The 10888-nt window shown below is 67.5% G+C and carries 13 protein-coding genes; all 13 read left to right on the plus strand.

What is annotated here, in order from left to right:
• Positions 1–369: 369 nt before the first annotated feature.
• Positions 370–960 carry an HAD family hydrolase gene (locus OZ10_RS05100; protein WP_039412365.1) on the plus strand — a complete coding sequence of 197 codons (591 nt, stop codon included), beginning with the start codon at positions 370–372 and terminating at the stop codon, positions 958–960.
• A gap of 7 nt (positions 961–967) precedes the next feature.
• Positions 968–1387 carry an Rnf electron transport complex subunit RnfB gene (gene rnfB / locus OZ10_RS05105; protein WP_052209969.1) on the plus strand — a complete coding sequence of 140 codons (420 nt, stop codon included), beginning with the start codon at positions 968–970 and terminating at the stop codon, positions 1385–1387.
• Between the two features lie 167 nt (positions 1388–1554).
• Positions 1555–2343: a hypothetical protein gene (locus OZ10_RS05110; protein WP_039564071.1), complete on the plus strand. Its 789-nt coding sequence runs from the start codon at positions 1555–1557 to the stop codon at positions 2341–2343.
• 85 nt (positions 2344–2428) lie between these two features.
• Complete coding sequence (locus tag OZ10_RS05115; protein ID WP_039412359.1) at positions 2429–2794, plus strand: DUF4345 family protein; 366 nt, start codon at positions 2429–2431, stop codon at positions 2792–2794.
• A 58-nt stretch (positions 2795–2852) separates the two neighbouring features.
• Positions 2853–3416, plus strand: coding sequence for a sigma-70 family RNA polymerase sigma factor (locus tag OZ10_RS05120; protein ID WP_039412353.1), 564 nt, complete (start codon positions 2853–2855; stop codon positions 3414–3416).
• A complete protein-coding gene (locus tag OZ10_RS05125; protein ID WP_039412350.1) occupies positions 3413–4246 on the plus strand; it encodes an anti-sigma factor in 834 nt (277 codons plus the stop codon). The genes OZ10_RS05120 and OZ10_RS05125 overlap by 4 nt, the downstream gene beginning before the upstream one ends.
• A gap of 345 nt (positions 4247–4591) precedes the next feature.
• Complete coding sequence (locus tag OZ10_RS05130; RefSeq protein ID WP_052209970.1) at positions 4592–5590, plus strand: acyl-CoA desaturase; 999 nt, start codon at positions 4592–4594, stop codon at positions 5588–5590.
• A complete protein-coding gene (locus OZ10_RS05135) occupies positions 5587–6837 on the plus strand; it encodes an NAD(P)/FAD-dependent oxidoreductase (RefSeq protein WP_039412345.1) in 1251 nt (416 codons plus the stop codon). The genes OZ10_RS05130 and OZ10_RS05135 overlap by 4 nt, the downstream gene beginning before the upstream one ends.
• Positions 6837–7721 carry a DUF1365 domain-containing protein gene (locus OZ10_RS05140; protein WP_039412342.1) on the plus strand — a complete coding sequence of 295 codons (885 nt, stop codon included), beginning with the start codon at positions 6837–6839 and terminating at the stop codon, positions 7719–7721. The genes OZ10_RS05135 and OZ10_RS05140 overlap by 1 nt, the downstream gene beginning before the upstream one ends.
• Positions 7718–9010 (plus strand): class I SAM-dependent methyltransferase, encoded by a 1293-nt coding sequence (locus tag OZ10_RS05145; protein ID WP_039412333.1) that lies wholly within the window; start codon positions 7718–7720, stop codon positions 9008–9010. Before OZ10_RS05140 ends, OZ10_RS05145 begins: the two co-directional genes overlap by 4 nt.
• Entirely contained in the window at positions 9007–9552 is a 546-nt protein-coding gene (locus OZ10_RS05150; protein WP_039412328.1) for a DUF2878 domain-containing protein, read from the plus strand. The genes OZ10_RS05145 and OZ10_RS05150 overlap by 4 nt, the downstream gene beginning before the upstream one ends.
• Entirely contained in the window at positions 9549–10331 is a 783-nt protein-coding gene (locus tag OZ10_RS05155; protein ID WP_039412324.1) for a DUF1295 domain-containing protein, read from the plus strand. The genes OZ10_RS05150 and OZ10_RS05155 overlap by 4 nt, the downstream gene beginning before the upstream one ends.
• 17 nt (positions 10332–10348) lie before the next feature.
• On the plus strand, positions 10349–10888 hold a 540-nt coding region (locus OZ10_RS05160; protein WP_039564073.1), incomplete at its 3' end, for an SAM-dependent methyltransferase.

A 10888-nucleotide genomic window follows, 5' to 3' on the forward strand; every position in this document is an offset into this window, starting at 1 on the left:
GGAGATTGGGGATTCGTAGAAGCAACACCTGATTTGGTCTGCGAGACATGCTCGGTGAATCTCCAGGATCTGACCACTGAAAGATTTCCACGGCGAGTGCCGAGCCCGTTTCCACACATCCCCGAGGTGCAAGCCCCTCTCCCGCCGGGAGAGGGGTTGGGGTGAGGGTACGGTGCGAAGCCCTGACGTCGTTCCAGACTGCATGTGGCTTCGCCCGTACCCTCATCCGCCCCTGCGGGGCACCTTCTTTCACAGGGAGAAGGGAAAACGGATTGGCCCGAGAAATACAGCGCCCTCCCCGACTCTCGCTCCCGAACCAACTCTCGCCCCCAACTTTTACGAATCCCCAATCCCAAATCCCAGCCCCCCATGCACCTGGCACTGTTCGATTTCGACCACACCATCACCACCTGCGACACCTACGCGCGTTTTCTGCGCAAGGTCGCGGCGCCGGCGCAGGTGGCAGCGGCAAAGTGGCAGGTCGGCCCCTGGGTGCTTGGCTATCGCATGGGCATTGTGTCTGCAGCGGCCCTGCGCGCGCGCGTGACGCGCCTGGTGTTCAGTGGCCGCGTGCCCGACGAGATGGTCGCGCATGGCGCCGATTACGCGCGCACCGCACTCCCGGGCGTGTTGCGTGCCGAGATGATGCAACGTATCGACTGGCATCAGGCGCAGGGGCACGAAGTGGTGCTGGTGTCGGCATCCCTGGATCTGTACCTGCAACCGTGGTGCGCGCAACACGGGCTGTCGCTGATCTGCAACCGGCTGGAGCACCACGGCGGCCGCCTCAGCGGGCGCTATGCCGAGGGCGATTGCGGGCCGCACAAGGCCGCGCAGATTCGCGCGCGCTACGATCTGTCGCACTACGCGTGCGTGCATGCCTATGGCGACAGCCGCGAAGACAAACCCATGCTCGCACTGGCGCAACAGCGCTGGTTTCGCGGCCATCCGCTGCACTGATGCGGCAATGATCACGCCTGTGCCCGACCTGGATGAACGCCTCGACCGCCTGCTGCCGCAGACCCAGTGCGGCCAGTGCGGCTACGACGGCTGCCGCCCGTACGCGCAGGCCATGGCCGATGGGCGTGCCGGCGTGGACCATTGCCCGCCCGGCGGCGATGCCGGCGCGCGGGCGCTAGCCCGGGTGCTGGATGTGCCGGCGCGCCCCTTCGATCGCAGCCGCGGCGCGCACAAACCGCCGCAGGTGGCCTGGATCGTGGAAGCCGATTGCATCGGCTGCACCAAGTGCATCCAGGCCTGCCCGGTGGATGCCATCGTCGGCGGTGCCAAGCACATGCACACGGTGATCGCACCGCTGTGCACCGGGTGCGAGCTGTGCCTGCCGGCATGCCCGGTGGATTGCATCGTGCTGCACGCCGCCGGCTAGGCATCGGCATCGGTACTGGCCCTGCGCGCTCCCAGCCGCGCGACCCGGCGCGGCGCCGGACCGGTGGCCCCAGTCCTACATGCGGTCAGGAACGTCCCGACCCCGCCGGCGCATCCGTGCTGCGGCCGCGCCCGTATTGCTAGGCACTCCCATCGAGGACTCCACCGATGCGTCCATTTGCTGCTGCCGTTGCCGCACTGGCCAGACACTGCCGGCCGATTCCGCCGTTGCTGCTGCTGGTGCTGGGCAGTGCGCCGCTGTCGGCCGCAGCGGTCACGCGCGTGGATGGCGATGCCTTCGATGCCGACAACGGCGCACTGCGGTATCGCGAATCGCACTGGCTGCTCGACGACGGCGGCCGGTTGGTGCTGTATCGCTGCCCGAACGGGCAACCCTTTGCGCGCAAGCAGGTCGAAGGCGGCGGCACCGCGCCCGACTTCAGCCTGCTCGATGGACGCGACGGCTATCGCGAAGGCGTGCGTCGGCGCGATGGCGTGCGCGAAATGTTCCAGCAGCTGCCCGGCAAACCCGAACGCCATACGCCACTGCCGGCCGGCGAAGACGAGCGCGTGATCGATGCCGGCTTCGATGCATATCTGCGCATCCACTGGGACGCGCTCGCCGGCGCCCCGCAGCGCGTGGACTTCGTTTTGCCCAGCCTGCAGCGGCAGCTGGCGTTCAAGGTCGAACGCATCGGCGACAGCGGCGGCCAGCGACGTTTGCGCATTTCGCTCGATGCGTGGTACGGCGCGGCGGTGCCGTCGCTGGAGGTGCGCTATTCCATCGCCAACAAGCGTCTGCTCGAATTCCGCGGCGTCGGCAACCTGCGCGATACGCAGGGGCGTTACCCGCGGGTGCGCATCGTTTTCCCGGACACCGCTGCGCGTGCCAGCACCGATGACGAGCTGCGCCAGGCGCGCGAGCAGGCGCTGGCCCGCAGCTGCGAGGCGCCGTGAGCCACACGCGCCACATCTTCACGCCCGACCACACGCCGTTGCGTACAACGGCCCGGGCACCCATTCCTCGTACAGGACCACCGTCATGGCAAAAGCCTATCTCTGGATCAACGCAGTGCTCTACGTCGTCCTGGCGATCTGGTGCACGCTTTCCCCGGCCAAGACCGCGAACGCGGTCGGCTACACGCAGCTGTCGCCAGCCGGCCAGTCGGAATATCTGGTCATCTATGGCGGCCTGCAGCTGGGCATGGCGTTCCTGTTCGGCTATTTCGCCTGGATCGACCAGCCACGCACCGGCCTGCTGGTCGCACTGGCCTTCTACGTCCCCATCGTGCTGTTCCGCAGCGTCTCGCTGGCGCGCCTGTGGCCGGTCTCCGCGCCTACCGTGGCGCTTGCCGGCGTGGAGATCCTGCTGCTGCTCGCTGCCGTGCTGCTGTGGCTGCGCAAGTGACAGACAGCGCCTGCCCAGTCCGGTAGCATCGCCCCCACCTTACCCAACGCCCGACCGCATGAGTGCCATTCCTGGCCACGACGACGATGAAACCGGACGCCTGCTGACCGCAACCGCGGGCGGCGACCGGCATGCCTTCGAAGCGCTGTACCGGCAGACCTCGCCCAAACTGTTCGGGGTCTGCCTGCGCATGATCCCGCAACGTGCCGAAGCCGAAGAGGTGCTGCAGGACGTGTTCACGCTGATCTGGCACAAGGCCGGCCAGTTCGACCCCAGCCGCGCGCGCGGGCTGACCTGGCTGGCGATGATCGCGCGCAACAAGGCGATCGATCACCTGCGCGCCAACGCGCCGCAGCGCCGCAACGTGGCACTGGACGATGCAGGTGAACTGCGCGATGGCGACGTCTCGCCGCTGGAGCGCACCGAGCGTGCCAGCACGCGGCGGCGCATCGACCACTGCCTGGCCGAGCTCGAGCCGCCACGCAGCGAATTGATCCGCACCGCGTTCTTCGAAGGCATCACCTACGAAGAACTCGCCGCGCGCACCGATACACCGATCGGCACGGTCAAGAGCTGGATCCGCCGTGGCCTGGCCAAACTCAAGGCATGTCTGGAACGATGAGCACGCCCTTTCCCATCGACCAGGAACCGCCGCGCGACGTGCTTGCCGGCGAATACGTACTGGGTCTGCTGAGCGCCGAAGAGCGCCTGGCAGCCGAACAGCGCATTGCCACCGACGGTCAGTTCGCGCAGGCGGTGCTGCAGTGGCAGGCGCATCTGGCGCCACTGCTGGAAGAAATCGCCGCGGTGACGCCCCCCGACCAGGTCTGGGCGCAGGTGCGCCGGAGCCTGGGCTTCGACACCCCGCTACGTGCCATGCCTTCGGCAACGCCGGCCATGACCACCACGCCGGTCGCGCCGTTGTGGAACAACGTGCGGTTCTGGCGCTGGGCCAGCGCGGGTGGCTTGGCCACCGCGGCCGTCTGCGTGCTCGCACTGCTGACCTTGCGCACGCCGCAGGCCCCGGTGCCGCCACCGACCCCGGGGCCGGTCGTGCAGACGCCGGTTACCCCGCCTGCAGTCACGCCGCCGCCGGCCACCGGCATCGCCATGACGTCCACCCTCGCCACCGAGGACGGCCGGCCGGGGTATGTGGCGCTGATGGATGCCGACAAGCACACCATCACCGTGACGCCACTGGATCGCACCGCCACCGCCGACAAGGTACCGGAGCTGTGGCTGATCACTCCCGACGGCAAGGCGCATTCGATGGGCACCTTCGACGACCAGCGCGCACGTCGCGCGCAGATTCCCGATCAGCTGATGCCCATGCTGAGCAACGAGGCGATCCTGGCCGTGACGCTGGAGCCGCCGGGCGGTGCACCGGGTGGCGTGGCCACCGGCACCGTGGTCGCCAAGGGCGGCATCAGCACGCTGGCAATGGCGCCCTGATCCATCGTGGCACCCACCTGCTGCGCGTCGCATGACGGTGCGCAGCAGGCGTTTGCCAATCGTCTTCGCAGTGCATTGGCGCCTGCCGGCTCTCGTCGGCAGGCGCCGTCCGGCCTGCGCGAGATGCGCCGATCTGGCTGGCATGCGCCCCTGTCTGCGCAGCGTCTTTCACAAGCAGCCTCATCCGCGTCAGTGATACTGGGTGCACACATTGGTGTGCGCGTTGCGCGATTGCCTGATGCAGCCAACCGGGCCTCATCCATGCATGCGACGATCAAGCGGGCTGGTGCATCTATTGGCCGGCCGTTTCCGTAGAGGGTCACGACTATCCATGGAGATTCATGCGTGCCGAGTACTGAACTCGACCCTCGCGCTGCACCGCCCCAGCCGCCCTCCACGCAGCGCCGTGGCTGGGTTGCATCCCGTGTCGGCAGCCTGCGCCGCTGGGTGGATTCGCAAACCGATGAGCCGCTGGACGAGGCGCGCGCCGACCGGATCGACTGGCTGCGTGCCCTGCCCTTCATTGCGCTGCATGTGGCCTGCCTGACGGTGTTCTGGGTGGGTGCGTCATGGTTTGCGGTCGGTACGGCGTTGGCGCTGTATGCGCTGCGCATGTTCGCCCTCACCGGGTTCTATCACCGCTATTTCTCGCATCGCGCGTTCAAGACCTCGCGCGTGCTGCAGTTCGTGTTTGCGGCCATCGGCGCCACCTGCGTGCAGCGCGGGCCGCTGTGGTGGGCGGCGCATCACCGCAACCATCATCGGCATACCGACACCGGCCGCGACCCGCATTCGCCGGCCCAGCATGGCTTCTGGTGGAGCCATACCGGCTGGTTCCTGACCCCGCGCAATTTCCGCACCGACTGGGAGACGATCCCGGATCTGCGTCGGTTTGCCGAGCTGCGCTTTCTCGACCGATTCGACATCATGATGCCGGTGCTGCTGGCGCTGGGGCTGTACCTGCTTGGCGACTGGCTGGCCGATGCGGCGCCGGCGCTGCAGACCAGCGGGTCGCAGCTGCTGGTGTGGGGGTTCGCGATTTCCACCGTGGCGCTGTTCCATGCGACGTTCACCATCAATTCGCTGGCGCACCGCTTCGGCAGCCGCCGCTTCGACACCCGCGACGATAGCCGCAACAACTGGCTGCTGGCGCTGATCACCTTCGGCGAAGGTTGGCACAACAATCACCATTTCTTCCCTGGCTCGGCGCGGCAAGGCATGCGCTGGTGGGAGTACGACATGACCTGGTACGGCCTCAAGGCGATGTCGTGGGTCGGGCTGGTGTGGGATCTCAAGCCGATGCCGGCCATGCTCACCCGCCGCGCGCAGCGGGTGTCGCGATGAGCGAGGGCCAGATTGCCGTGGTCGGCAGCGGGATTGCCGGCCTGGGCGCCGCGTGGCTGTTGTCGCGTCGCTACGAAGTCACCTTGTTCGAGGCGGCAGATTACCTGGGCGGTCACACGCACACGCATGACCTCCAGCTGGACGGTCAGCGCTATGCGGTGGACAGCGGCTTCATCGTGTTCAACCCGCAGCACTACCCGTTGCTCACCCGCCTGTTTGCCGAACTGGACGTGGCCGCCCAACCGACCACGATGAGCTTTTCGGTGCACGATGCCGGCAGCGGGCTGGAATACAACGCCGGCACGCTGGACGGGCTGTTCTGCCAGCGCCGCAATCTGCTCAGCCCGCGCTTCTGGGGCATGCTGGCCGACCTGCGCCGGTTCTACCGCCAGGCACCGGCGGTACTGCACAGCGAGGAGCGCTTCAGCACCCTGGGCGCGTATCTGCAGCGGCATGGTTACTCGGCGGCGTTCCGCGACCAGCACCTGGTGCCGATGGCATCGGCGCTGTGGTCCTCGCCGTCGCAGACCATCCTTGAATTTCCGATGGGCCAGCTGATCGGCTTCATGGCCAACCATCACATGCTGCAGATCAGCGGCCGGCCGCAATGGCAGGTGGTGCGCGGCGGCTCCAACAGCTATGTGCGTGCGCTGCGTCGGCGCTGGCAGGTGCTGGAGCGGCTCTCCACGCCGGTGCATGCGATCCGGCGCGTGCCCGATGGCGTGGTGGTGGCGTCCTCGCGTGGCCAGGAACACTTCGATGAAGTGGTCCTGGCCTGCCATGCCGACGATGCGCTGGCATTGCTCAGCGATGCGACCGATGCCGAGCGACAGATCCTGGGCGGGATCACCTACCAGGACAACGACACCGTGCTGCACACCGATGCCCGCGTGCTGCCGCGCGACCGGCGTGCCTGGGCGGCGTGGAATGCGCACGTACCGGCCGACCCACAGGCGCCCTGCACGGTGAGTTACTGGATGAACGCGCTGCAGTCGATCGAATCGCCGCAGCCGTTCATCGTCAGCCTCAATCGCGATCACGACATCGAGCCGGACAAGGTGCTGCGGCGCATGCGCTATCGCCACCCGGTGCAGAACGCGGCCGCACTCGCGGCACAGGGCCGCAAGGCCGAGATCCAGGGCGTGCAGCACACCTGGTTTGCCGGCGCCGCATGGGGCTTCGGCTTCCATGAAGACGGCCTGCGCAGCGGCGCGGACGTGGCGCACGCGCTGGGAGTGAGCTGGTGATGCAGCTACTGCGCGAAGCTGGCCCGGGCGCCGTGCCGCTGCCTCCCGATGAGGACAGCGGCTCCGCCAGCATGGCAGGCACACTGCGCAGCGCGGTCTATACCGGATGGGTGCGGCATCGGCGCTTCGTGCCCAGGCCGCTGGATTTCCGCTATCGCCTGTTCCTGATGTACCTGGACCTGTCCGAGCTGGATCGGGTGTTTGCGCACCGCTGGCTGTGGTCGGTGGGCCGGGCCAATCTCGCGCAATTTCGCCGCAGCGATTATCTCGGCGACCCGCAGATTCCGCTGGACGAGGCGGTGCGTGCGTGCGTGCACGCGCACACCGGCGAGCGCCCGGAGGGCGCGATCCGCCTGCTGACGCACCTGCGTTACTTCGGGCATGTGTTCAACCCGGTGAGCTTCTATTACTGCTTCGATCGCCACGATGCGCTGCGCTGGATCGTGGCGGAGATCACCAACACGCCGTGGCAACAACGGCACACCTACGTGCTGCCCGTCGCACAGGCGCGTACCCATCGCGATGTGCACGCGTGGCGCTTCGACAAGCGCTTCCACGTGTCGCCGTTCATGGGCATGCAGCATCGCTACGACTGGCGCTTCAGCGTGCCGGATGCGCAGCTGCGTGTGCACATGGACGTGCTGGATGCGCTTGCCGACGATGCCGCGGGCGCCATCGACAACAGCCCGGTGCGTCGCTTCGATGCCACCTTGGTGCTGCAACGCCAGCCCCTGACTGCGCGCACCCTGGCGCGCACCTTGTTCGCTTATCCCCTGATGACCGTGCAGGTGGTGGTCGCCATCCATTGGCAGGCACTGCGCCTGTGGCTGCGCGGCAACCCGGTCCACGACCATCCCCATCCGCCTGTGCGAGATCCCCGATGAACGCCACGTCCCTGCCCGATACCGCTGCGCCGCGCGCGGCCTCCTGGACGGACCGCCTGTTGCGCAAGCGCCTGCTGGCCACACTCGGCGAGCTCCGCGACGGGCAACTGCACCTGCACGAGGCCGACGGCGTCACCACGCTCGGCAACGCCAGCGGCGCGCAGGCGCTGCAGATGCAGTTGCGCGTCATCGACCCCGGCTTCTATCGCCAGGCCGCGCTCAATGGCAGCGTGGGCGCTGGCGAGTCGTACATGGATGGTCAGTGGCAGTGCGACGACCTGGTCGCGCTGATGCGCCTGCTGCTGCGCAACCGCGCGCGGCTTGATGCAATGGAAACCGGCACCGCACGCATCGGTGGCTGGGCGATGCGCAGCCTGCACGCGCTGGCCCGCAACACCCGCAGCGGCAGCCGCCGCAACATCGCCGCGCATTACGACCTGGGCAACCCGCTGTTCAAGCTGTTCCTGGATGAGAACCTGATGTATTCCTCGGCGATCTTCGTCGATGGCGAAGAAGCGCAGGGCGAGGTCGCCCTGGAGCGCGCCGCCACCCGCAAGCTCGAACGCATCTGCCAGAAACTGCGCCTGGGTCCGCAGCATCACGTGGTGGAGATCGGTACCGGCTGGGGCGGTTTTGCCCTGCATGCCGCGCGCGAGCACGGCTGTCGCGTCACCACCACCACCATTTCGCGCGAGCAGTTCGACCTGGCCACGCAACGCATCGCCGATGCCGGCCTGGGCGATCGGGTCAGCGTGCTGCTGCGCGACTACCGCGACCTGCAAGGCCGCTTCGACCGCGTGGTCTCGATCGAGATGATCGAGGCGATCGGCCACCAGTATCTGGACACTTATTTTGCCAAGGTCGGCAGCCTGCTGGCCGACGACGGCGAGGCGCTGATCCAGGCCATCACCATCGAAGATCATCGCTACAAGCAGGCGTTGCATTCGGTGGACTTCATCAAGCGTCACATCTTCCCCGGCAGCTTCATCCCGTCGGTGGCGGCGATGACCGGTGCGATCGCACGTGCCAGCGACCTGCGGCTGTTCAACCTGGAAGACATCGGCCCCAGCTATGCGCTGACCTTGCGCGCCTGGCGGCAGCGTTTCATGGCGCAACTGCCGCACGTGCGTGCGCTGGGCTACGACGAGCGCTTCATCCGCATGTGGGAGTTCTATCTGGCCTATTGCGAGGCCGGCTTTCTGGAGCGCTCGATCGGCGACGTGCACCTGTGGCTGAGCAAGCCCGGCGCACGTCCACCGCAGTTCGTGCCGGGCCTTGCGGGCGCATGAAGCAACTCGGCAATTACCTCGGCCTGCAGGTGCTGTGGCTGGTGGCCGTCAGCGCCGCCGCGCATGCGCGGGTGTGGCCCACGCTGCTGGTGCTGGCGCTGTTTGCGTTTTATCAGCTGTGGCCATCGCGACGCGCTGCAGGCGATGTGCAGTTGATGGTCGCCGGCCTGTCGCTGGGGCTGTTGCTGGATACCACCCTGGCCGTCGGCGGCTGGCTGCGTTACGCCGCGCCCTGGCCCGGGAGCGTGCTGGCGCCGCCCTGGATACTGGCGTTGTGGCTGGGCTTTGCGCTCACGCTCAATCACTCCTTGCGCAGCGTGATGCAGCGGACATGGCTGGCGGTGCTGCTCGGCGCGGTGTTCGGGCCGGTGTCGTACTGGCTGGCGCAACGCAGCTGGCATGCGGTGGAGCTGTTGCCGCCGCAACTGCATGCCGCGCTCGCGCTGAGTGTTGGCTGGGGCCTGGCCTGCGGCGTGTTGTCGCTGTATGCACAGCGCCTGGCGCGACCATTGCCGCAAACCATGACCGGAGAACTGCAATGACTGCTTGGCCGCTACTGCATGTCGCGCTATTTGCCACGGGGGTGATGGTGCTGGGCTGGCTGTGGCAGCGCCGCAGCGGCAATGCCGGCCCGGTGGATGTGTTGTGGGCCGGCTGCCTGGCGCTGGCCGCGCCCTATTGCGCGTTGATGGCCGACGGCGCGCCGTTGCCGCGCGTGCTGGTGGCGGTGCTCGGCGGCGTCTGGGGCGCGCGCCTGGCCTGGCATCTGGGTGTGCGCGTGTTCGGCGACCCGCACGAAGACGGCCGCTACCGCGCATTGCGTGAGCATTGGAACGGCAGCCAGGCCAAGTTTCTCGGCTTCTTCCTGGCGCAGGCGGTGGTGGTGGTGCTGTTTGCGGTGCCGTTCCTGGCTGCAGCAAGCAATCCGGAGCCGCATTGGAGCGTGTGGAGCAGTATCGCGATCGTGGTGTGGTTGATCGCCGTGGGTGGCGAGGCCCTGGCTGATCGGCAGCTGTCGGCGCACAAGGCCAACCCGGCCAATCGCGGCACCACCTGCCGCAAGGGGCTGTGGCGCTACTCGCGCCACCCCAATTATTTTTTCGAGTTCGTGCACTGGTTTGCCTATCTGGCGCTGGCGGTCGGGGCCGGGCCCTGGCCGGTGGCGCTGTGCGCGCTCGGGCCGGTAGTGATGTTCGTGTTCCTGTATCGCTTCACCGGTATTCCCTACACCGAGCAGCAGGCGCTGCGCTCGCGTGGCGAGGACTACGCGCACTACCAGCGCACCACCAGTGCGTTTTTCCCGCTTCCCCCTTCGTCCTGAGTTGCCTGGAGAGTTGCATGTCCACCGTCACCGCCCCGCCCTCCTCGCTGCCCGAAGAAGCCTTTGCCACCCGCCTGGCCGAATCGGGGGTGCTGCCCGACGCCGCATTGCGCTATGGCATCCGCCGTCTGTGCGCGCAGCGCCTGCGCGATGAGCGCGGCCAATATGCCGATGCCAACGGCGAGCGCCAGCGCGCCTTCATCGACAGCCTGCGCGCCAGCGCCATCGCGATCGAAACCGATGCGGCCAATCGCCAGCACTACGAATTGCCGCCGCAGTTCTTCACCCTGTGCCTGGGCAAGCGGCTGAAGTACAGCAGTTGCTACTGGGATGCGAGCACGCCGGATCTGGATGCGGCCGAAGAACGCATGCTGGCGCTGTACGGCGAGCGCGCCGAGCTGGCCGATGGCCAGCGCATCCTGGAGCTGGGCTGCGGCTGGGGCTCGCTGACCCTGTGGATGGCCGAGCGTTACCCCAATGCCACCATCACGGCGGTGTCCAACTCACGCCCGCAGCGCGCGCATATCCTGGAGCAGTGCCGCATCCGTGGCCTGGGC

It is taken from the genome of Xanthomonas cannabis pv. cannabis (assembly GCF_000802365.1).
GTDB lineage: Bacteria > Pseudomonadota > Gammaproteobacteria > Xanthomonadales > Xanthomonadaceae > Xanthomonas > Xanthomonas cannabis.

Coding starts and splice junctions, on each gene's coding strand:
- OZ10_RS05120 (WP_039412353.1), top strand. CDS start 2,853: ATGAGTGCCATTCCTGGCCACGACGACGATGAAACCGGACGCCTGCTG.
- OZ10_RS05145 (WP_039412333.1), top strand. CDS start 7,718: ATGAACGCCACGTCCCTGCCCGATACCGCTGCGCCGCGCGCGGCCTCC.
- OZ10_RS05125 (WP_039412350.1), top strand. CDS start 3,413: ATGAGCACGCCCTTTCCCATCGACCAGGAACCGCCGCGCGACGTGCTT.
- OZ10_RS05155 (WP_039412324.1), top strand. CDS start 9,549: ATGACTGCTTGGCCGCTACTGCATGTCGCGCTATTTGCCACGGGGGTG.
- OZ10_RS05110 (WP_039564071.1), top strand. CDS start 1,555: ATGCGTCCATTTGCTGCTGCCGTTGCCGCACTGGCCAGACACTGCCGG.
- OZ10_RS05115 (WP_039412359.1), top strand. CDS start 2,429: ATGGCAAAAGCCTATCTCTGGATCAACGCAGTGCTCTACGTCGTCCTG.
- rnfB (WP_052209969.1), top strand. CDS start 968: ATGATCACGCCTGTGCCCGACCTGGATGAACGCCTCGACCGCCTGCTG.
- OZ10_RS05140 (WP_039412342.1), top strand. CDS start 6,837: ATGCAGCTACTGCGCGAAGCTGGCCCGGGCGCCGTGCCGCTGCCTCCC.
- OZ10_RS05135 (WP_039412345.1), top strand. CDS start 5,587: ATGAGCGAGGGCCAGATTGCCGTGGTCGGCAGCGGGATTGCCGGCCTG.
- OZ10_RS05150 (WP_039412328.1), top strand. CDS start 9,007: ATGAAGCAACTCGGCAATTACCTCGGCCTGCAGGTGCTGTGGCTGGTG.
- OZ10_RS05100 (WP_039412365.1), top strand. CDS start 370: ATGCACCTGGCACTGTTCGATTTCGACCACACCATCACCACCTGCGAC.